Origin of the sequence: Citrobacter sp. FDAARGOS_156, assembly GCF_001559235.2 — a bacterium.
GTDB lineage: Bacteria > Pseudomonadota > Gammaproteobacteria > Enterobacterales > Enterobacteriaceae > Citrobacter > Citrobacter youngae.
The window spans coordinates 3803644-3826329 of sequence record NZ_CP014030.2; the positions used below are offsets into that span (position 1 = coordinate 3803644).

Consider the following 22686-nt stretch of genomic DNA (forward strand, 5'->3'; position numbering starts at 1 on the left):
AAACAGTTAATAAAATAGAGTTCGTTCAACAACTCACGTAACTACGCCACTCCGTTATTGATTGGCCTGTAGCAGGTATTTCTTTGGCTTGTTCAACCGTTAACGATTGGGATGGAATTATGGAACAAAATAGCTGTACCTCACACTACAGAAAAAAACTCTCTTTCTTTTGGTCAGTATTACCTATGGTGATCATGCTGGGCGGGATTAGTATAGGATATTTTATATTCAATATTCGTGCCGAACCTATGATCCTGATGGGAACGGCAGCCGCTTCATTTATCGCCATTGCTCATGGTTATACATGGGATGATATTCTGCAATCGATTTGCAATAAAATATCAGAAGCACTGCCAGTCATTCTAATTGTCGCCAGTATCGGGTTTTTGATTGGCTCCTGGATGGTATCAGGTACCATCCCGATGATGATCTATTATGGTTTGAAGTGGATTAACCCTCAGTATTTTTATATTTCAGCATTTATGCTGGGGGCATTGATCTCAGTGTGTACCGGCACCTCATGGGGTTCCATTGGTACCGTCGGAATTGCCATGATTGGTGTCGCCATTGGCCTTAATGTCTCTCTGCCCATCGCCGCTGGAGCCATTGTTTCAGGTTGCTGGTTTGGCGATAAACTCTCGCCGGTCTCTGATTCAACCAATATGGCGGCACTGGCTGCCGGTGTAAATCTGTACTCCCATATTGGCCATTTGCTGTGGACTACCGGTCCGGGATTCATTATTTGCTGCGTGGTTTATAGCTATATGGGAATGGGCATTGATGCCGCTGTCAGTGCACCAGAAAATATCACCCAGTTAATGAACGCTATCGGCCAGATTTATCAGTTCAACCTTCTGTTGTTGCTACCACCGATTATAGTTTTGTACGGCTCACTGTCGAAAAAACCGCCTATCCCGATGTTGTTTTTGTCCACCATCGTATCAATGATTCTGGCTCTGGTTTTTCAACAATTCAGCGCATCTTCGGTCGGTGAATCCGTGGTCAGCGGCTTTAAGCTCGCGATGCTTACCGGAGACCCTGTTCCTGCACTGTCATCTGATGTCTCGCGCTTATTAGAGCGAGGCGGCGCAATCTCTATGTTCAGCAGTTTTGTGACCGTCTTCAGCGCCTTTAGTTTTGCTGGCGCCATGAGTGCGACTGGCTCCCTGTACACGGTTATTAACGCGCTGACAAAAGGGGTTAAATCAACATTCCGCCTGGTCGCTACCACCATTGTTACGACGTTCACCATCTGCGCCTGTACCGCCAATGGAACCTTACCGTTGTTATTGTGCGGCGATGCCTTTAAAGATGAATACAAAAAACGTGGACTGGCCGCGAAGAACCTTTCGCGAACCACCGAAGATGCCGGAACCGTTGTCGAACCTATTATTCCATGGTCTGCTTCTGGTGTTTATTGCGCCACGATGCTGGGCGTGACAACTCTTGATTACCTGCCATGGGCAATTCTATGTTACAGCGGCGTCATCTTTGCATTGCTGTGGGCAGCAACCGGTATTGGCATTGCTAAATATGAGTCTAATGAACTGACTACCAATAGAGTTGAACAAGAATCATAAAGTGATAAATAGCTAAAGACAGCTATCACCAGGGGTATTTTACTATATCAACCAGATATGTACATGACGTGTGCATAAAAATCTCTGGTTTATTTCACGCGGCTTAAATTATTTATTTCAGAGACTATCCAGGAGTTAGCAATGTCTTTGTTTGATGATATTGTCACAAGGGATGTTAATTGTCGTAAATACGGACAATTACAACAAATGTACGGTACCAGCGATGTATTACCACTATGGATTGCGGATATGGATTTTGTGACGCCAGAACCCATCATGAATACATTACGCACAGTAGTAGAGCAGCCTGTTCAGGGCTATAACCTGGATTATCCGCAATGGAAAGAATCCGTTGTCCAGTGGTACGCAAAACAATATGATGCCGAGATTAAATCGCACTGGCTGCATTTTGTTCCCGGTGTCATAAAAACCATTGTCATGTCCTTGCTGGCACTCACTCGTACGGGAGACAATATATTAACCTGTACCCCAATATATGACCCCTACCCTAACCTGGTGAAAACCAGCGGCAGACATTTACTCCAGACCCGCCTCATTGAAAAAGACGGTTGCTATGAATTTGACTGGCAAGATCTCAGCGAGAAACTTAAACAGTGCAAAATGTTTCTTTTTCCCTCGCCACATAATCCTGGTGGAATGGTGTGGTCACGGGAAACGCTTGAAAAGATCAGTCACTATTGCCAGCAGGCCGGCGTCATCATTCTTTCCGATGAAGTGCATAGCGATTTAACCCTGCCAGGTAAGCAACACCGGCCCTTTTTTACCCTTGATGACGCAGCAGGGTGTCAGTCAATCGTACTGACCTCTGTCAGCAAGACCTTCAACACGGCGGCGATCCAGGGAGGGATAGCCATTATAAAGAATGATGAACTGCGTCACCGGTTCTATCATTTTCTCGATAACTGTTATCTTGCAGAGACTCACTCACTGCAACAGGCAACGATTTATAGCGCCTATACCCATTGCGGTGACTGGCACCGGGAATTATTGGCTTATCTGGCTGATAACGTGGCATTTGTTAGAAATGAAATCGAAATGCACTGTCCGTTGATTTCAATTGTCTATGGTGGCGCATCCTATCTGCTCTTTCTGAATGCCGAAAAAATGGCGCTTAGCGAGACGCAGCTAAGCGATTTTTTTGTCCATGAAGCCAGACTTGGCCTGTCACCAGGGTCACAATATGGTCCAGGCGGAGAGGGGCACATGCGTCTGAACGTTGGCTGTCCGCGCGCCATACTGGTCGAGGCGATGAACAGGCTAAAAGCGGCATACCAGAAACGGCTGAACGCATAACGCAGGCCGCTACGCTTGCCCTGCTTCGTCAGGGCAAAATTGCCCAAAGATATTGACCGAACTGCTATAAAGTCTTTCCCTTCTGTCGGCTGGTGTTAAACTGGAAAGTGTGATCTTCATCATAACCTGCTTAAACAGAGAAAAGAGACACTGCTATGCAACATATCATTGAGGGCTTCCTCAACTTCCAAAAAGAGATTTTCCCTCAACGTAAGGAACTCTTCCGCAGCCTGGCATCCAGCCAGAATCCTAAAGCGCTTTTCATCTCCTGTTCTGACAGCCGTCTGGTGCCAGAGTTAGTGACGCAGCAAGAGCCAGGACAGCTTTTCGTTATCCGTAACGCCGGTAATATCGTACCGTCTTTTGGCCCGGAGCCTGGTGGCGTGTCTGCTACCATTGAGTACGCGGTCGTTGCTCTAGGCGTGACTGATATCGTTATCTGTGGTCACTCCAACTGCGGCGCGATGAAAGCCATCGCAGAAAGCCAACCCCTGGATCCGATGCCTGCTGTCGCCCACTGGTTGCACTATGCCGATGCCGCGAAAGCCGTGGTTGAAAAGAAAACCTGGGCTAACGAAATCGATAAAGTGAATGCCATGGTAGAAGAAAACGTAATTGCCCAGTTGAACAACATTAAAACGCATCCTTGCGTGGCTGTTGGCCTGCGCAACAACGCGATTCGTCTGCACGGCTGGGTCTACGACATCGAAAGCGGAGAAATTCGTACTCTGGATAAGAACAGCAAGACTTACGTTTCACTGGCCGATAATCCACACGTCCATTTCGAGTAAAGCTGCACTGGAGCACGGATGCTCTGGCAATCCTCCCACTACGATTTCTGTTAGTAGACAAACACCCCTCATGCGACTAGCTTTTACACTAGCCATTGGTGTGGCTGTCGTGGAACCCGCAATAGATTAAGCGATAAAAAGGAGCAGGTACGCATGCGAACGAAAAATAACAGACTGATTAATATGTTATTTTTTCATGAGTCGTGGGATATTATGATCCTGAAAAGTAATGGTTCGCATACCTTTCCCACTAACACGCTGGACATTCTAAACCGCACCCGAGCCCAACAGCTCAAAAAGAAATATACCTTTCAGGCCGATCCTTTCATTATTGAAAAAGACAATAAAGTTTATGTGTTTTATGAAGCATTAAGCTTTCGTAATTCGCAAGGTATCCTGCGCTGCCGTATCCTTGATGCTAACCTGGTTGAGCTTGAGGATGTGAAACTCGACGGTTTTGATAACCTAAAATGCCATCTATCATTTCCTTTTTTATTTTACAACAACGATCAGCTTTTCATGATCCCGGAGTCTTCAGAAAGGAAAGAGGTTATCTTATTCCAGTCGATAGATTTCCCTACGCGCTGGAAACAGGTAAAAGTATTAGTACCTGATCAGGCGCTCACCGATAACGTCGTCGTTTCGTTGCATGAAAATCTTTATCTTTTATCCACCACGATGGAAGATAAGTTAGTTATCCATACAGCCAGTGATGTAACCGGGCCATGGCAAAAAATAGTGCCAACGCTTAACCTGTCGAATCAACACCCCCGAGGCGCTGGCGCACCACATTGCGTTGAGAATAGACTCTATTTCCTCACCCAGGAATGCACACCAGAGACGTACGGAAAGTCGGTTTATATCAAAGAGTTAATCACGATTAATGCATCCAGCTTTGATGAGCATTTGATTGCGCAGATCGATGCCAGCATCAACCAAAGCGAGGGCGTCCACACGCTGAACTTCACCGATAACTATATCGTGTATGATAGTAAGATAAGCAAATTCAGCCTGTTTTCTATACTTAAAAAAATATCTTATAAATGCAGGGTGAAATACCGGAATTATTACCTTAACCGACGCCGCCAATAACATTTATTTATGCCGGTGGCATTAATGAATTAATGATTGTTTGCAAAAAAATATCTGGAGACTGTATGGCAATTTTAGTCACTGGTGGTGCTGGTTATATTGGTTCACATACCGTGCTGACGCTTCTGGAAAGAGGTGATGATGTTGTGGTCATCGATAACCTTTCCAACTCCTCACAAACATCCCTGGACCGGGTTGCGGAACTGACCGGCAAAGCGCCCATTGTTTATATTGCTGATGTGCTGAACAACGATATTCTGAAAACGATTTTCTCTAACCATAACATCACCGATGTCATTCATTTTGCTGGATTAAAATCAGTTTCAGAATCAATAAAAGAGCCGCTTGCCTATTATGACAATAATGTCACCGGCACGCTGGTTTTACTGCGTGAGATGTTAGCTGCGGGGGTGAAGCACTTTATTTTCAGCTCTTCCGCCACGGTATACGGCAACCCGGAAAGCGTTCCATTAAGTGAACAATCGCCAACCGGTGGTACCACCAATCCGTATGGCACATCAAAATTCATGGTCGAGCAAATTCTGGCAGACTTTTCCCGCGCACAGCCCGATTTCCGAATCACCTGCCTACGCTACTTTAACCCAGTTGGCGCGCATCCATCGGGCAGGATTGGCGAAGATCCGAATGGTATCCCCAACAATCTGGTACCGTATATTTCTCAGGTGGCGATTGGCAAACTGGAAAGCGTGTCGGTCTATGGAAATGACTATCCAACCCCTGACGGCACCGGTGTGCGTGATTACATCCATGTGATGGATCTGGCAACTGGCCATTTAGCGGCACTGGATTGCCAGGAAAAAGGTGCGGCATACAAAGTCATCAACCTCGGTACCGGTATCGGGTATTCCGTACTTAACCTGATTGCAGCCTTCGAGAAAGCGGCGCAAACCCGCATTAATTATAAGATTGTGGCCAGAAGGCCCGGGGATATTGCCGAGTGTTGGTCAGACCCGTCGTTAGCACGAAAAGAGTTGGGATGGCAGGCCATCTATACCCTGGATGAAATGATACGCGACACCTGGAACTGGCAAAAAAACAATCCAGATGGCTATCACGTTTAATTTTTAACGATAAGGAGCCTGGTTGCCAGGCTCCTTACTATGGCAGGCTATTTCACCGTTACCGCAGAGACGCGATACCAACCGTTGCTCTGCTTCCCTTCATTGGCAAAGTGAATTCTTGCCGCACCGGTTTTATCCACTATCGCCGTCTCAATAGCATATTTCCCTTTCGGCAGCGTCCCGGGCATCGGCATCGGGTAACTCAGTGAGTACTTTCCGGGCAGCCAGTGACGTATATCTTCCGGGGCATTCCCTTGTGCCACCACCTTATTGGCCTCATCGACCAGACGAAATGCCAGCGTGTAGGGCAAGTAAATCGGCGCGTTACCCTCATTATACCAGGTGCTTGTCAGGGTGAATTCTTGTCCACCTTCCCAGACGGACTCGTGGCTCAGAGATGCTAAGCGAAACCGATAGCCCAGTTTTGTCAGTGCCTCGTCGACAATCGGACGATACTCACGGGGCACTGTTCTTGATTTCAGGTTAATCGTACTGGTATGTTGCTTCACCGCCCAGTCAAAAATCCCCTGCACTTCCGCTCGCGTATAGTGAAACGTATTTTTCCAGTCCTGCATGTACGAGCAGATCTCAAAGCTCACTGGCGCATGTTTCCAGGCATCATTAAATCCTGAATAGCTTTTCTGTGCGGCCTGCAGCCGTTGCGGATAATCATCCGCCATATGGTTCCAGGAAGCAGAAAACACGCGGAGATCGCCCAGGCAGTCCGCACGCCAGCCTGCCCCGCGCGCGACCGCATTCGCCAGACTTTGCCCACCACTCATCAGCATGATTTTTGGCGTACTGGGGAAAGCCGTAAAATGCATCGTCACATAGCGGTCCAACTGCGCCGTGGTATAGCGCTCCAGCAATGGTTTCAGCATCGGGAAGTTGCTGTTATGCCACTCTCCCCACGACCCCACCATGCCGATATCCACGAAAGCCAGGTTCTCGTTACCATCATAGCGTTTACCCATCGCGTTCAGCAGGCGCTGGCTATATTCAATAAATAGGGGATCGTCTAAATCAGGGATAAAGGTTTTTTTGTCAGGCGTCCAGGTTCCCTTTACGCCTTTGTTAATCAACCAGTCAGGAATTTGTGAACCGGTTTCCGGCTCAGCAAGCGCCATAAACCGCAGTCCGACGTTCATCGCCGGTCGATGCGCCACGGCATACTTAAAAGCGTCATCAACCAGTGCAAAATTGTACTGGCCTTCGACAGGCTCAAGGTCACGCCAGTAAAAGCGCTCATATTCAAAGCCGGTGTCGGGATAATCCGCCAGTCCAAGCGTTTCACCATATCCTTGATGAAAACTGGCGACCCCGATACCTGGGTTTGTCAGTGGGCCCGTCAATGCTTTGGGGGTTACGGTCGTTAATGCGGCCAATACCGTCAGCGGACAGAACAGACACAACAGCGCAGAAAACCATTTACACTTCATCGCAGTGACGCCCTCCACAGGTTTGATAACACTAGCGGTCTTTCAGGCTTAACCACCAGTCCCAGATACCAACGTGAAAATGTTGGAATACATCAATACCCAATGCGGATTTGATCATATATAGCGTCAGTAATACGCAGCAGGTGACAAACAGCGTGCCTAGCAGCAGCAAAAAAGTGAGCAACATGGTCGATAAGGTCGACTCCTGACGATGCCGCTGACGTAAGTCTCTGCCGAATAAAAAAACCAGATAAAAGCGTTTACCGAAAAATGGAAAACTTCTGCGAATATCGATCCGATGTCTTGATGCCAGAGTGCTGGCGACGATCGCTTTCTCGATCCCGCCTTTTTGTTCCGGAGTCAGTCCCTCCGATATATGCTCATCAAGTTGCGCATAAAATCGTTCGATGACGGGGGGGCGATTCTGAGGACTGGTCAAAATTAACCTATATCTTTATCAATTGAGTGATAGACATTGACTGTTTTTCTGGCAATTTCCTGCCAGTCATAATTTTGCAAATAGACACGATAGTCCACGCTATTTGCGCTGGCCCAGGCGGTTAATTTCTCAGCAAGGCTGGACAATGAGCCGACCCGAAAATAGGCCTCAGACGGCAACTGCACTTCCAAATTTGCGGGAATGTCGCTCACCACCGCCGGAAGGGAATACGACATCGCCTCCAGAAGTGCAATCGGTAGCCCTTCATGGTAGGAAGGCATAACGAACAGCCTGGCCTGCGAAAACACCGCCTGAAGTTCATCTCCCCTTAAAAACCCGGTCATCACCACCCCAGGGGTATCAGCGGCAAGTTGCTTGAGTCGAATACTGTATTCCGTTGGGTGATCTGCATCGCCAATGAGCACTAGCGGCTGTTGCAAACCACTTAGTTTGTACGCAGAGATGGCATCATGCATCCCCTTTTCTTCCACAAACCGTCCGACCACCACGAAATAGTTTTTCGCCTCGAGTCCAAAGCGGGAAAGCGTGGCATGAAGGGTTTGATCTGACAACGGACGGGGCTTATTGACGCCGTTGAAAATCAAATGCGCATCATAGCGAGCATGTTTTTTCTGAATTAGTTGGTTAATAACCTCAGAAATCACTATCACCTCATTGGCATATCTCACCGCCCAGCGTTCACCCAGCAGCAATATTTTTTTGGCGACGAATCCCCATTTTTGACGATCGTAATCAGGTCCGTGGTGGGTAAAAACCACCTTCTTACCTAACACGCGTAATAATGGGATCACCAAACCCGGTCCTATCGCATGGACATGCACAATATCAGAACGGTCGACACAGGTTCTAAACGCCGCTAAAACGGAATGCACAATCGCTTCCAGTGACCGTTTTTTGGGAGCCCATAGCGCATAGGTCTCAACTTTCTTATAAGAAGATCGTTTGTAGCTAACATACGGCGAGCGGGCGATCACACAAATATCAACGTCAAACTGTTGTTTAATAGCCGGATAAAGATTCTGGCAGTGGGTTTCCACACCGCCCAATACATCCGGAATACCGCGGGTTCCAAAAACCGTTATTTTTTTACTCATTCTATGGCCTGCCCAGAAGTTCTTTATATAACGCCTGTAAGGTATCCATATGTTTGCTAAGCGCATATTTTTCACTCAGGCGTGCGCGCCCCCGTAAGCCCATGACACGAGCTTTATCCGGGTCATCAACCAGAGTATCCATCGCCTTCGCCAGTTCCTGCGCATTACCCGGCTCAAATAAAACCCCTTCAATACCGTCACGTATTTGTTCGGGGATCCCGCCAATGCGCGCCCCGATCACCGGTTTCGCGAAAGACATCGCCTCCAGCACCGCCATTGAGCAGTTTTCATAACATTCAGAGGGGAGGATCACCACACGGGCATGCTTAATGAGCTGATTTAGGGCATCCCCTTGTTGTACATAACCTAAAAACTCAGCTTCCGGGTATTTCGCCACTAACTCGTCATGCAACGGACCGTGCCCCACTATTTTCAGCGGAGCCGGGTTACGCATTTTCTGATGAGCGGCCAGCAACGTTGCCACACCCTTTTCACGGCTCAGGCGGCCGAAGTACAGTATATAACCGTCATCGACGACCTCATCGATGGGCTGGCTATCATCAACACCATTGACGATCACATCGATTCGTGATTTCGGCAACGTGCGGAGTAACACGCCGCGTAGAAAGACGCTCGGTGAAACAATGACATCCAGAGCCTGATAATTTTGGGCAATGTATTGCCAGGTCGCTTCTAACGAGAGCAGCAAGCTTTTAGAGGCAGAGCCTTCCTGGCAGCGATAGCGGAAGGCATTGAAAACGGTACCGGTGATACAGGCATCACACACCTTCCCATCGCGTAACATAGAGTATGCAGGACAGACAATCTTATAGTCGTGCGCCGTCAGCACCGTTTTACAGCCAAAATTGCGCGCCACTTTAATCAACGCCGGCGTCAACTGATGGTAAATATTATGAAAGTGAACGATATCAGGGCGTTCTTTTTGTAAAAGCGCCAGCATTTTTTTGCAGGCCTGGGTGTTATGAATAAAGTTAACCGCGGTTTTGATGCCCCCCAACAGATTACTCTCTTTATGGTAATCGACATTGCTGACGAAATAATCCGCATAATCAGAGGGGAAATTTTTCTCATGCTGCATGGAAAAATCAATGACCTGCACACCAGCCTGTTTCAGCATGTCGCGTTCTTGAAAATAAACCGTTTCCGCGCCGCCTTTGATGAAAAAAAACTTGTTAACTAATAATACTTTCATGGCGCCTGCCCCGGTTATTCATTAATGATTTTATTGCTGGGCGGAGTCAGCGGATCGCGTACCGGATAAAAAATACCTTTGATCAACCCCGCTGAACGTACGATTAAATTAATAACGCTTTGCAGCCCATCTGTTAACGAGCGGTTTTGCACAATCTTCAACAAGGCAAATGCCAGTAAGGGTAGAAGCGCAACGGCAAACACGTTGATATTAAAGGTGAGCAGCGCAACAAATAAGAGAATAAGGTAGAGCGCAAATACCGCCTCATTCCTCACGATGTTGAATGACTGGGAAAACCAGGGTTTCCCCCAACTACAACGCAAAAGCTCACCCGGAGCCTGGTAATAACCGCTGGTCCAGCGGCGCGCCAGCATCTTAAACGTCGACAGCGTGTGTGACGTATGGCTGAAGTAAGGAATATCCAAACGCCGCAGTTTATAACCCGCTTCGATTAAACGCAGACCCAGCTCAGCTTCTTCATAAGCGTGCAAATTACGGTTGGTCAGATAACCAATTTTTTCAATTGCCGACCGACGATACAGTCCACCGCCTCCCAGATGATCGCTATCGCCAAGAGGATAGATTTTATTGATCCGCTGCTTACGAGACTTAAACTCATAGTTAACGGCATCATCCATTTCGACGGTACCGGCCACCCCGGCATAGTCCGGTTCCGCCTGCAAAAAGGCAACAGCCTGGTCAATGAAGCCATCTTCCAGCTCCATATCTCCATCCATCAATAATAAATATTCCCCTTCGCTGTACAGATAGCCCAACTGATGGCCCACCCCACAACAGCGATCGCCTGGATCGGTGAGTGACACTACCGTGACGCCTTTATTGGCTGCCAACTGCTGGGTGTTATCTGTCGACAGACTGTCAGCCACAATAATTTTATGCGGATACCCGACCAACTGACGCCGAATGCTGTCGATCGTTTTCTCAATGCCTTTAGATTCGTTGAGCGTCTTAATACTCACTGAAATAAATGGCTTATTGTCCATACCATCCCCCTGCACTGCGAAGTACGGTTCGACGAATCACTAAGCTCGCCCCCAGCGATAAATAGAACAGGAACTGTAACATCGGCGTAATCATCAATATCTGGCTGTAAGGTAAGCTGATTAAACAACTGATAGCGAAAGCGTTAAACGCGGGCGCAAAGCTCAGTAACTGCAGATCCTGTTTATCCAGCTGTTCAAGCATCAATACTGGTTTTGGCTGACATACTTTCAGAATATAAATAAACAAGCCAATAAACAGCAGCGTGCCAATAATGCCAACTTCCCACAGCAGCATACTCAGCGCAGTCGAGTCTAAAATCAGGTTATAGATAATGTTCAAAAACCCAGGGGAGACCGTACTACCACTGTTTGTGGCATTAAGCCCATAGCCAAATAATGTGCCCGACAGTCCCCATAGATCGTTATTTTTTAACCAGAACAGAAACGTTGTGAAACGCCCCAACTCTCCGGTCGACATGATGTAGTTCGGATCAAAGATATAGCTCAATGAATCAATAAAAATGCTTAATGAGCCTTTTGTCGGATCGCTGCCAAAAGCGGAAGAGTAGTACCAGGCCAGTATCATAATCGACAGGCCGATGAGCACCAGCATTCCTGCCACAATGATAAATAACGTCTTCAGGTTTACCTTACTGACATCTTTAACATAGCTCGGCGATATCCACACCCATGCAAGAAATATCGGTGACAGCAGGATGACAAACTTGACCTCGCCAATGATGCATAACCCTATTCCAAGGATGATATGCAGCGCTGCGGATTTAAACGTCGTAAGCCCGTGCTTATATTCAGAGAGTTTCAGCAACATAATTAACAGGCAAAATAACCCCATCGCCGCCGTATTGCCGCCACCCATTGGGTCTCCGCCGAATGTTCCGACCACGGAGTCCCATTTTTCATCTTCCCCGCGTACGGCCACACGCTGAGGAACAACCAGCAAAACCTGATAAATCATCACCGGGATTTGCGCATAGAACACCCAGTACAGATAGCGCGTCGCCCGATATATCTGCGATTCACGGCAAAAACCCAACAGCAAACAAACCATCACCAGCGATAACGCGATTTCGTTTTTGAAGGCCACAATTGCCACGGTGACCCCGCCCTGAATCAGGGTCGATGTTCCCGCCAGCACCAGAAAGGAAAAATACAGCGCAAGGATAATGGTTTCCTGTGCATCCAGACGCAGCGCCCCATCTCGCGTCTGCATCACCAGTAATCCCACCATCAGCAATGTCAGGAAAAACGGGATCCACAACACGGACTGCATGCCGGTGAAATACTGCACCAGACCACACAGGATCAGCGTTATAAAGGTGTAGACCTGTAAATAATTTCCGGTATTCAGTGTCATGGCGTCACCGGCTTGTTTTTCAGGAGATTGGCCCGCTTGTTCATTTTCAGGTAAATGAACGCATAGCGAATAAATGTCAGTGAAGAGAACAATATTACTGACGCCGCATAATCATGGTAAAAATAGGGAACGACCACAAACGCCAGTAGCACAATCGCCAACTGTTCAAGTTGGATACGCAGAAAATAGCGGTGCGAGCCAAAAATAAGCTCAATCACCGTTAAAGGACTTATCGCCAGCGCCGGGAACAAATAGGGCAGCATGTAGCGCGACGTCTCAATGGAGTTAATCCAGTCTTCGCTAAAACCCAGGCGCATCACAATGGGATAGAAAATAAAGACGCCTAAGGTACAGACAACCCCCAGCACTAGCAGCAGCATACGCACCTTCGTATACTCCTGATAATTGAAGGTGTTATTTCTAAAGTCGATGGACCATTTAGAAAAAATGGTATTGCGTACCGCGTTGCCGATAATCACTACCGGTGCCAGACAGAACCGGCTTACAACGGAAAAATACCCCGCCGTCAGCGCCGAAAACCAGAAGTTAATCAGCATAATAGGCAAGTTACTGCTCGCCATTGCCAGCACCTCAGCACTACCAACTTTAGTGATATGGTGAATATTCTGTTTAAAAAATCGCAAATTACTTGCCGGGCGCAAATGCTGCGACGTCACCGAACGAATATCAAACGAATGAAAAATACAGCTAGTGGTCAGCAAAATCATGGCGCAGGCCCACGACCAGTAAAATGTCTGTACCTGGTGCGTGAGCAGTACCGAGAGCACCACCACCACGGAGACAGAAATACGCTGAAAGATTAGAAAATAAAAGTTGGCTGTCCGCAGCGATAAGTTTTCCGATATTAACGCCCACGCCGTTGAAAGCGTCAGCAAATAGAGAAACAGTATGTTCTGGTGAAACAACCACGCGGTCAGGACGGCATACGGTAACGCAATGAGCGCGCTTTGCAGCAAACAGAACACCACATTTTGCGCCAGCTCGTCATCCTGCTGTTTGGGAATCAACAACTGGGAGGCAAAGGTACACACCTGAGCCCCCACCACCGCGATACTGTAGTTGAGCGCATACAGCCCAACCTCTGCCATATCGTACTTATGTGAGATCAACCAGATAGACAGCGCACCAATCAGCTGCGAAACGACTGATGAACTGGCTATCGTAGAAGCGCTCTTCAGTAAACTCATACACGACCTGGCGTAGTCATCAGTTGGTCAGTATTGAAGTTCAATGAGCGCAACCCTTCCTGCGTTTCAAGGTTTTTTTCTTCTACCGCATTCAACACTGCGCCAATCACCACGCCCTGATTATCCTCAATCTTATCCAGTGCGCTGGCGATATTCTCCGCAGAACCGGTTCCGGCTTTCACGATAAAGATAACCCCATCAACGGCTCGTTTGATCAGTTGGATATCCTGACTTTGATTCACCGCTGCAACGTCAATAATAATGCGTTGATACTGCGACTTCAGTTCGCGCATCACGGGTTCAACGCGCTCTGACGACAGCATCAGTAAAGAGGAAATGGTCGTCTTACCGTGGGGGATGAAATCAAGATTTTCAGTGATCTTAACCCGTACCTTTTCAAGCGGAGCCTCTCCCCGCAACAGCTCCGCCACACCAGCAGAAGTCGCTGATGCCAGTTCAGAAGACAGGCCGTTGGTATTGAAGAAATCAGCATCAATAAGCAACGTTTTCTGATCGAAGCTGAATGAACTGGCCAACAGATTCGCCAACAGGGAGCGCCCTTCACCCTGCTCCGCCGAAGTAATAGCGACCGTCTGCAGCGATCGATTATCCAGCATAATTCGGGTGCGAATACCGTGGATGATATCGGCATTCAGCGGGTTCTTCAGTATCATATCCCGCACCTGCGCGCGTCCCGAAGTGCCGGTAAATCGACGAATTTCGCCCAATGGCTCGACATTGAGACGTTTCTTCAGACGGCTCAGGGTACTAATTGAATTATCCATTGCCGCTTTGACGATGAAATACATGATGCTGAATACCACAACCAACATCACCACCATCACGAGCAGCAACGATTTATTCGGCTTAGACGGCTTTAACGGGGGAACGGCTGGATCATACAGCACCGCATCCGCATTAACCCCGGACAGCGACAATTCCTGAGTCCGCTGATAAAGCGTCTTATACAGATCTTCCATTTTATCTAACGCCAATTTTTGGCTGTTCCAGGCATCCCGTTTTGATGCCATCTTCTGGAAGATCTCTTTTTGCTCAGCAACCTGCTGCTGGTAATTCTTTTCATCGGCCAGCGCAGCCAGATACTGCTGACGTAAGCCAAGTTTTAACTCACCCAGTACCCGACCCGTTTGATTTTGGATTGATTGCACATCGGCTTCTGCTTTTAAAATATTGGCACTTTTAGGCCCATACACTTTGCGCAGTTCCGACAACGTGCGCTGCGCCTGAATCAGCGCAATGCGTAAATCCTGAATTTGCGCATGATCAGAAACTGATGGCAGCGAAATGATATCGCCTGAAGATTTCCCTCGGCTATTTACTTCATTATAAACAGACTCCGCGGCGACACGGCGTTGGGTCGCATCGGCAAGACGGTTGGTCACAATGCTTAACTGCTCTGTTTCAAAACCATCAATACCACGGAAGGTCAGCAGCCCAGAGTTTTTCAGGTAGCTATCCATTTCCTCTTTTTGTTTCGCTATCGATTTCTGAATCTCTTCCATTTTTTCAAAGTTGAGATTGCGAGCCTGCTCTGCTTTCAGACGCTTTTGTTCTACTGTGTAGTTGATAAAGGCCTGAGCGACGCCATTGGCTATCTCAGCAGAAAGTTGAGGCGATGAAGATTCATAAGAAATAGAGGCCAGATTAGTGGTACGGATACCGATGACCTTCAGATCTTTCGACAATGTTTTCAGCGCCTGATCAACCCTCAGTTGCTGATCTTCACTACCAGAGCCGGGCTTCGCCCCGGTAAAATCCGGGTTTTCATCCAGCTTCAGATCGCGGACCGCCTGCTCGAGGATAATGCGTGACTGCATCAGCGCATATTGCGTTTCGTAATATCCACTACGCGTTGAATCAAAACCATCCACCTGTGGAAACGGCGAAACGTTATCGGCTTGTGCCTTAATCAGCACCGTCGCCGTCGAGACATATTTTGATGACATCATGCTGATCAAGGGATACGCCACTACCCCGGCAATAATGCCGGCCAGCGCGATTTTCCAGGCATTCTTTTTCAGTTCTTTGGCAAAGCGGGAGAAATCGACGGAGTTTTCTCGTTGCTTGCCGTTTTCCACTATAGATAGTTTCATCGTTAGAAGAACCCCATGCCAATAATCACGACATCCCCAGGACGAACAGAGTGCGTTAAATCAACATTCTCAAGTAGCTGATTACTACCGGAGAGGCGAATGTTGATATCTTTGCGATCTGCACGGTCAGTAAATCCCCCCGCCTGAGCAATAGCTTTCTCTACGGTAAGTCCCGGCTCCCAGGCGAATCCATTCGGGCTTTTTACTTCCCCTGACACGTAGAATTTGCGGAACTCGGCAAGACTCACGGTCACCATGGGATTAACCATGTACCCGTTGCGCAAGCGTTGAGTTAATTCAATATTCACCTGTTCTGGTGTTTTATCTTTTAAACCCAGCACGCCGATATAAGGGAAGTTTATTGTTCCACTCTTATCCACGATAAATTTCATCGTCATTTCGGGTTCCCCGTAAACAACGATATTGACAGTATCCCCCGCCCCAATTCGGTAATCCTCTGCCACCGCAGCAGGATCGTCCATTAATGGTGGCCTGGACGTTGTGCATCCGACCAACAGGATACTGAATAGCAAAAACGCGCACAGTTCTATTATTTTCATTTTAGATCTGAACCTTAGCTTTAAGCATAATCATAGAATTATCATAACCCAACGTTCTAATGACTTCCTTACTGTCGTCGGGACCGATATAAAACGAATCAGTATCCTTATTCGAATTCAAGGTATCTAATTGATATTTAATCTCAAAATTGACAGACGGCGTGTAGTCATAGCTCATGGTTACACTAAATACACCATTTTTATCATGTCGATCCTTGTTCTGTTTTTTATAGTCTTCCGTGGTGTATGAGTAGTCCAGCAAAGTAGAAAAACGATTGCCCAGCCAGAAATGCTGGTAAGAAATCCCATACTCAGTCACTAAGATATACCCCCCAACTTCCGAGGGATCTTTAATACTTTGAGCAGAATGGGCGGTGAAGACTGACTGATTTAACGGCTTCCACTCCCCCTTTATATCCCAGTTTAGACCATTAAAATCACTCGAGTTTGCGGCATTTTCAAATGTTTTGTACAGCCATGAAACATTCATGTCGACGTTGGTTTTCCCCGTCAACTGCGATTTCAGACCGTAAAGCAAATAGTATTCATTACTGTCTTTTTCTGAGTTGTTATCATAGTGACGCTGATTAGTAATAAAACTATAGCGAAAGCGCGTTCTGGAGGTGTATTGGTCAAAAATTTCAGCCACCAGACTATTTTCATGCCATTCCTGCTGCTGAATATAATTGTAAAAATCCGGGCTGGTATCCTGCACATCCGAGGTATTCCCGAACGTCAGTTTTTTATACAACAGTGCCAGTTCCGCTTTGCCGCGTCCATCTGGTGCGCCATAGCTATAGCGCAACTCACTGTTGATAAAATTATTCGTCAGCGGAGAGTTAATTCCATACTGGCGGAACTGGTTCGGCAAAAAGCCCTCTGTGATATCGCGGCCGCGAGATTCATGCCCAATTGAATCTTCCAGATTCAGGGTTAAGCCGTGCATTTGCCCATAACGCCAGGCACCGTTAAAACGGAAAAAATGGTCGTTATAGTTATCGGCAGAATCGCTTGAGTAGTTACGATAATCGCCTGAATACATTAGCAAATACTTATCCTGTCCGCGCTCACCGATCATACTAAACACAGGTGCCGCGCTCTGGAACGCTGAACCTATCGCATCGCGGTTATGGGGCTGATAAGTTACGTTATCATCATAACCGTAATCCACAGCAGCTTGGCCCTGGAAGTCGATCCCCGCAAAGCCAATGTGTGATTTCGGCGTTAGATCAGCCCATGCGGACTGCGATATCACGATTCCGGTAATAACTATTAATTTAGTATGCATTCTTACCGACAAATCCTTTGAAAATAGTTTTAATAATAATTTTTATATCCAGCCATAACGACCAGTTTTGAATATATTCAATATCATACTGAACGCGCTTTTCCATCTTATAAAGTGCATCGATTTCCCCACGGAAACCGTTAATCTGCGCAAGCCCGGTGATCCCCGGCTTAACTTTATGGCGGATCATGTAATTTTCGACCTGTTTGCGGTATTGTTCATTATGCGTAACCGCATGAGGTCTGGGACCGACAATAGACATACTTCCCTGCAATACATTAATGAATTGCGGGAGTTCATCAAGAGAGGTGCGTCGCAAGAAACTACCAAATTTTGTCACGCGCGGATCATTCTTAGTGGCCTGGATAACCGTATCGGAATTCTCCATAACTCGCATCGAGCGAAACTTCCATACCTTAATTTTTTGTCCGCTCAGGCCGTATCGATCTTGTTTGAAAAACACCGGACCACGGGAGGTAAGTTTAATACCAATAGCAATCGCTAACATCAGTGAGGAGATCATCACCATAATGATACTACCGAGAATCAGGTCTTCCGCACGTTTAATAAATGAACCGGCCCCTTCAAACGGTGAGCTAAAGATGCCAATGGTTTGCAGGTTGTGGATCGAGCGCAGCTTGGACATATTGTTACTGTAGGTATAAAAATCAGGAACAATATAGGTATCTACCGTGGTATCCGACATCATGGCCAAAAAGTGACGAATACGATGTAATGCCACCATCGGCAATGCGATATAGATCTCGTCGATATTCCCTTGCTTAGCCTCTTCAACCAGATTAATGACAGGACCGCGAAAGGGACTTTTTATCTTATCCACGATATCACCACAGCGGGACAACGCGCGTTCATCATAAAAAGCCAAATCTAATTTGATATTGGAGTATTCAGCTATCAATGCATTTTCTGCTGCCACGCCGTTGTCGGTAAGACCAATAATCGCCACACGAATGTTTTTTTTCGTTGAATATTTAAAAATGAAAAAACGAATAAAATAAAGAAAAGGTAAAGGAATGAAATACCAGTAAACAATAGGGGATAAAAATGACGGTGTCAGACTTGTCAGGTATCCAAGTGACTCCGGTTCGGCCACCGTCATGCTGATCACTTCGTTGAACGAGATTGCCAGCAGCGTACAGAAAAGCAGCCGTTTTTGGTTACGTATGCCGATGGTTTTTATCTTCTGCTGGTACATTTTTGTGTATTCAGCAAGCAACAGGAAAAACACTGAGAAGAGGATGCTCAGAATGACAATGGTCTTAAACGGCACCATATTTAACAGATGGGCGCTAAAAATTAACGTAATATTGATTACAATAAAATCGACCAGCTTTAAAAAGACTGGATATCCTTGACTGCTAATCTTTAGCGAATTTTTAAGCATATCTCAGCCCATTATTTATTGATATTTAATTGTTTTTTTCTCTTTTCATGTTGCTAATTATATCACAAGTCTAAAAAACGCAATGGTACATTGTCAGTAAATGTAAAAAATAATGTTGACTAGTGTGACTATCACCCACGTTCCTTTTATATCATTATGATTTTTATCATTAATTTCTGAATGAACGTTTTATCGCCACTGCCAAAAAAGATGAGAATTTACAACACAACCGTTATTGACAGATAGCACTTCATAGACTATGAAAAGCCGTTATATGTATGACGAATAGCATAAATCGTTTCTCTTTTTCCCCTAAATAGCCGTTGAAATTAATTAACTGCACCGCAATACAAATAAAGTCAATAAATCACTTTCCGTTATTATTAATAATGATCGGCTTTCTTATCTGTAATTTTCTTAAGAATAATCTGCACCAGTGAAATAAAGATATCAGTTCGTGATGCTTAAAAATCGTACTCGTACGCTCAGTCCTCCTAACGTATCGCTGCGCGACAACTGCGGGTGTGTACGGTGTAGACGCGCAATATCGTTGACCAGAGCCAGCCCTATCCCTGCCCCCGGGACGTTGCCGACGTTATCCAGGCGATGAAAGGGCTGTAACGCCTGATGCACCTGTTGTGCATCAATACCTGGCCCGCTATCTTCAACCACCAGCACCACAGCTTCTCCCTCGCACATTAAACGCGCCGTCACCACGCCCAGCGCTGGCGTATATTTCAGCGCATTATCCAGCAGATTTCCGCACAGTTCACCGAGTAGCACCTCATCCCCTTCAATCCACAGCGCCTCCTGCTTCCCTTCATACCCCAGATCGATAGCTTTACTGCGCGCCTGCGCCAGACGGGTAAAACAGCTGGTTTGCACCACGTCATACAGATTAACGGGCGAAAAGTGCCTTTCCCCTTGCTCTTTACGCTTCACCGCTGAAAGCTGTAACAACCTTTCCGTCAGCTGAATAGTGTTATCCAGCGTTGAACTCATCGCCTGTAAGCTTTCATACCATTGCTGCGGTTGCGGGCTCGCCAAAGCCACTGCCGCCTGCGTTTTTAGCACTGCCAGTGGTGTTTTGAGCTGATGGGAAGCATCTGCGCTGAAGCGTTCCTGGCGGGAGATAAGCCCTCGCAGTCGATCGATATAGCGGTTGAACGCGACAATCAGCAAACGGGTTTCCGACCACGGCAGCAGCTCAGGCAGCGGCGTCAGTAACCCCGGCTCACGACGCACCATCAGCGAAGACAGCTGGCGCATCGGGCGTAACACCCGGCGCAGCAGCCAGCCGACCAGAACCAAAGTGAGCAGCACCAGCAGCCCTTGCGAAACCCACGAGGAAAACAGCAGCTGTCGCGCCAGATAGCGCCGCGATTGCAGCGTTTCGGCGACATAAATTTCAGCCATGCCGACAATACCGCCCTCATTGACCGGCTGGAGCAGGCGTGCCACGCGGATCGCCTCACCGCGATATTCCGTATGATAAAACCACGCTAACGCTGGATACAGCCGGGTACGCGAGGTCGCGGGCGGCATGGCCGGTAAATCGTCATAACCCGAGATAACCTTCCCCGCCGGATCGACCACCTTGTAATACAGCCTGTCGTTCATGTTCAGTTCAAAGCTGTCCAGTACCACCCACGGCACGTTGACTTCCAGGTGTTTATTGCGCACCACCAGCCGCTCAGAAACCGTTCTGGCCGATGAGAGCAGCGTCCGGTCATACGCCTGCGTCGCGGCCTGTAATGCGCTAACGTAGCTGTTAAACGCCGAGAGTCCCCACAGCAACAGCAGCGGTAGCCCCAGAAACATCAGCAGTTGCAGGTACAACGACTGGGGCTTAACCCACCTCATCGCAGCGTTCCAGCACATAACCCAGGCCACGCAGCGTGGCTATACGCACGTCGCTCCCTTGCAGTTTCTTCCGCAACCGATGGATATACAGCTCAATGCTTTCGGGGCTGACCTCATCGCTCAAACTGAACACCTGCTCAAACAACTGTTGACGCGAAACCGGACGCAGTCGACGGTACATCAGGACTGTCAGTAGAGCCTGCTCACGCGGCGTAAGCGCCAACGGTTGTCCTTGCAACAGAAAGTAACCTTCATCATAAAACGCTAACTCCCCCAGTTGCTGTATCCCTTGCACCTGGCCTGCGCTACGCCGCAGCAAGGCCCGCAGCCGGGCATCAAGCTCTTCAAGCTCAAACGGCTTAGCCAGATAATCATCGGCCCCGACGTTCAGTCCCTTCACCCGATCGGCTACCGCGCTGCGCGCCGTCAGCAACAAAACCGGCAGCGTCTGCCCGCGTTTGCGTAGGCGCTGGACGACTTCCAGACCATCCAACCCCGGCATGTTGATATCCAGTACCGCCAGCGCGTAGGTTTCACTGTGTAAAAGATGATCGGCCGACTGGCCATCAAACACGCAGTCAACGGCAAAACCGTTTTGCACCAGCGCTTTCTCCAGCCAGTGAGCTAACTCACGGTTATCTTCCGCTAATAAGAGACGCATATCACATCCTGTAAAGTTTCTGCCGCATTGAAAGGGAATTGAAAGGTTAATGTTTTAACAATCACGCAACCGAACTGCTACACATCGGCTCACATAATCACAAAAATCTTCTTCCGTACCCGAAAATCCGGTTTTCCGGCGTGAGGATAAACAATGAAAAAACAATTACTTCGTACCCTTACTGCAAGCATTTTATTGATGAGTACTTCTGCTTTAGCCGAACAAGCGCCATCGCGCACCGAATGCATTGCTCCGGCAAAACCCGGCGGTGGGTTCGACCTCACCTGTAAGCTGATTCAGGTGAGCATGATGGAAACTGGCGCCATCGAAAAACCGATGCGCGTGACCTATATGCCCGGTGGCGTGGGTGCCGTGGCCTATAACGCTATCGTCGCGCAACGTCCTGCCGAAGCCGGAACCGTCGTGGCCTTCTCCGGCGGCTCCCTGCTAAATCTGTCGCAAGGTAAATTCGGCCGCTATGGCGTCGATGACGTGCGTTGGCTGGCAAGTGTAGGCACTGACTACGGCATGATTGCCGTGCGTAGTGATTCCCCCTGGAAGACGCTGAAAGACCTGCTGACTGCCATGGAGAAAGATCCCAACAGCGTGGTGATTGGCGCGGGTGCTTCTATCGGTAGCCAGGACTGGATGAAGTCGGCGCTGCTGGCGCAAAAAGCCAACGTCGATCCGCACAAAATGCGCTACGTCGCCTTTGAGGGGGGTGGCGAACCGGTGACCGCGTTGATGGGCAATCACGTCCAGGTGGTTTCCGGCGATCTCAGTGAAATGGTGCCCTATCTCAGCGGCGACAAGATCCGCGTACTCGCGGTGTTCTCTGATGAACGTCTGCCGGGCCAGTTAGCCAATGTCCCTACCGCCAAAGAGCAGGGCTATGACCTTGTTTGGCCGATTATTCGTGGCTTCTACGTTGGGCCAAAAGTGAGCGATGCGGATTACCAGTGGTGGGTTGATGCCTTTAATAAGCTCCAACAGACCGACGAATTTAAAAAGCAGCGTGATCTGCGTGGCCTGTTCGAGTTCAACATGAGCGGTAAGCAACTCGATGACTACGTGAAGAAACAGGTCACCGATTATCGTGAGCAGGCAAAAGCCTTCGGTCTGGCGAAATAAGCCCGGGGGCAA

Annotated in this window: 19 protein-coding genes; 6 read left to right on the top strand and 13 right to left on the bottom strand. The window is 47.9% G+C overall.

Annotated elements, in window-relative coordinates:
- Nucleotides 1-119: 119 nt before the first annotated feature.
- The 5 genes from nhaC (at nucleotide 120) to galE (ending at nucleotide 5859) form a co-directional block, all read left to right on the top strand.
- Nucleotides 120-1580, top strand: coding sequence for a Na+/H+ antiporter NhaC (nhaC, locus tag AL515_RS18695; protein ID WP_061068409.1), 1461 nt, complete (start codon nucleotides 120-122; stop codon nucleotides 1578-1580).
- 141 nt (nucleotides 1581-1721) lie between these two features.
- Nucleotides 1722-2894 (top strand): MalY/PatB family protein, encoded by a 1173-nt coding sequence (locus AL515_RS18700; protein WP_061068410.1) that lies wholly within the window; start codon nucleotides 1722-1724, stop codon nucleotides 2892-2894.
- 155 nt (nucleotides 2895-3049) lie between these two features.
- Nucleotides 3050-3685 carry a carbonic anhydrase gene (locus tag AL515_RS18705; RefSeq protein ID WP_005122990.1) on the top strand — a complete coding sequence of 212 codons (636 nt, stop codon included), beginning with the start codon at nucleotides 3050-3052 and terminating at the stop codon, nucleotides 3683-3685.
- Nucleotides 3686-3838: 153 nt separating this feature from the next.
- Nucleotides 3839-4777: a glucosamine inositolphosphorylceramide transferase family protein gene (locus tag AL515_RS18710; RefSeq protein ID WP_061068411.1), complete on the top strand. Its 939-nt coding sequence runs from the start codon at nucleotides 3839-3841 to the stop codon at nucleotides 4775-4777.
- Between the two features lie 65 nt (nucleotides 4778-4842).
- A complete protein-coding gene (gene galE, locus AL515_RS18715; RefSeq protein WP_061068412.1) occupies nucleotides 4843-5859 on the top strand; it encodes a UDP-glucose 4-epimerase GalE in 1017 nt (338 codons plus the stop codon).
- Nucleotides 5860-5906: 47 nt separating this feature from the next.
- On the opposite strand, the gene AL515_RS18720 is transcribed toward galE, so the two are convergent.
- The 13 genes from AL515_RS18720 to tctD form a co-directional block, all read right to left on the bottom strand.
- Nucleotides 5907-7298 carry a DUF4832 domain-containing protein gene (locus AL515_RS18720; RefSeq protein ID WP_061068413.1) on the bottom strand — a complete coding sequence of 464 codons (1392 nt, stop codon included), beginning with the start codon at nucleotides 7296-7298 and terminating at the stop codon, nucleotides 5907-5909.
- A 31-nt stretch (nucleotides 7299-7329) separates the two neighbouring features.
- A complete protein-coding gene (locus AL515_RS18725; protein WP_048212971.1) occupies nucleotides 7330-7737 on the bottom strand; it encodes a membrane protein in 408 nt (135 codons plus the stop codon).
- 2 nt (nucleotides 7738-7739) lie between these two features.
- Entirely contained in the window at nucleotides 7740-8852 is a 1113-nt protein-coding gene (locus tag AL515_RS18730) for a glycosyltransferase family 4 protein (protein WP_048212972.1), read from the bottom strand.
- A 1-nt stretch (nucleotide 8853) separates the two neighbouring features.
- Nucleotides 8854-10065 (bottom strand): glycosyltransferase family 4 protein, encoded by a 1212-nt coding sequence (locus AL515_RS18735; protein WP_048212973.1) that lies wholly within the window; start codon nucleotides 10063-10065, stop codon nucleotides 8854-8856.
- A gap of 14 nt (nucleotides 10066-10079) precedes the next feature.
- Nucleotides 10080-11069, bottom strand: a complete 990-nt coding sequence (locus tag AL515_RS18740; protein WP_061068414.1) for a glycosyltransferase — start codon at nucleotides 11067-11069, stop codon at nucleotides 10080-10082.
- A complete protein-coding gene (locus AL515_RS18745; protein ID WP_061068415.1) occupies nucleotides 11059-12444 on the bottom strand; it encodes a hypothetical protein in 1386 nt (461 codons plus the stop codon). Before AL515_RS18745 ends, AL515_RS18740 begins: the two co-directional genes overlap by 11 nt.
- Complete coding sequence (locus tag AL515_RS18750) at nucleotides 12441-13652, bottom strand: lipopolysaccharide biosynthesis protein (RefSeq protein WP_048212976.1); 1212 nt, start codon at nucleotides 13650-13652, stop codon at nucleotides 12441-12443. The genes AL515_RS18745 and AL515_RS18750 overlap by 4 nt, the downstream gene beginning before the upstream one ends.
- A complete protein-coding gene (locus tag AL515_RS18755) occupies nucleotides 13649-15766 on the bottom strand; it encodes a GumC family protein (protein ID WP_061068416.1) in 2118 nt (705 codons plus the stop codon). The genes AL515_RS18750 and AL515_RS18755 overlap by 4 nt, the downstream gene beginning before the upstream one ends.
- A 2-nt stretch (nucleotides 15767-15768) precedes the next feature.
- On the bottom strand, nucleotides 15769-16326 hold the full coding sequence (locus AL515_RS18760) for a polysaccharide biosynthesis/export family protein (protein ID WP_048212978.1): 558 nt from the start codon (nucleotides 16324-16326) through the stop codon (nucleotides 15769-15771).
- A gap of 1 nt (nucleotide 16327) precedes the next feature.
- Nucleotides 16328-17614, bottom strand: a complete 1287-nt coding sequence (locus AL515_RS18765) for an outer membrane beta-barrel protein (protein ID WP_061068417.1) — start codon at nucleotides 17612-17614, stop codon at nucleotides 16328-16330.
- A complete protein-coding gene (locus AL515_RS18770; RefSeq protein WP_061068418.1) occupies nucleotides 17604-19019 on the bottom strand; it encodes an undecaprenyl-phosphate glucose phosphotransferase in 1416 nt (471 codons plus the stop codon). The genes AL515_RS18765 and AL515_RS18770 overlap by 11 nt, the downstream gene beginning before the upstream one ends.
- A gap of 450 nt (nucleotides 19020-19469) precedes the next feature.
- Nucleotides 19470-20882: a sensor histidine kinase gene (locus AL515_RS18775; RefSeq protein WP_061068419.1), complete on the bottom strand. Its 1413-nt coding sequence runs from the start codon at nucleotides 20880-20882 to the stop codon at nucleotides 19470-19472.
- Complete coding sequence (gene tctD, locus AL515_RS18780; protein ID WP_061068420.1) at nucleotides 20869-21543, bottom strand: transcriptional regulator TctD; 675 nt, start codon at nucleotides 21541-21543, stop codon at nucleotides 20869-20871. The genes AL515_RS18775 and tctD overlap by 14 nt, the downstream gene beginning before the upstream one ends.
- Nucleotides 21544-21696: 153 nt before the next feature.
- Here tctD and AL515_RS18785 point away from each other — a divergent pair, with 153 nt between their 5' ends.
- Entirely contained in the window at nucleotides 21697-22674 is a 978-nt protein-coding gene (locus AL515_RS18785) for a Bug family tripartite tricarboxylate transporter substrate binding protein (RefSeq protein ID WP_061068421.1), read from the top strand.
- Nucleotides 22675-22686: the final 12 nt, after the last annotated feature.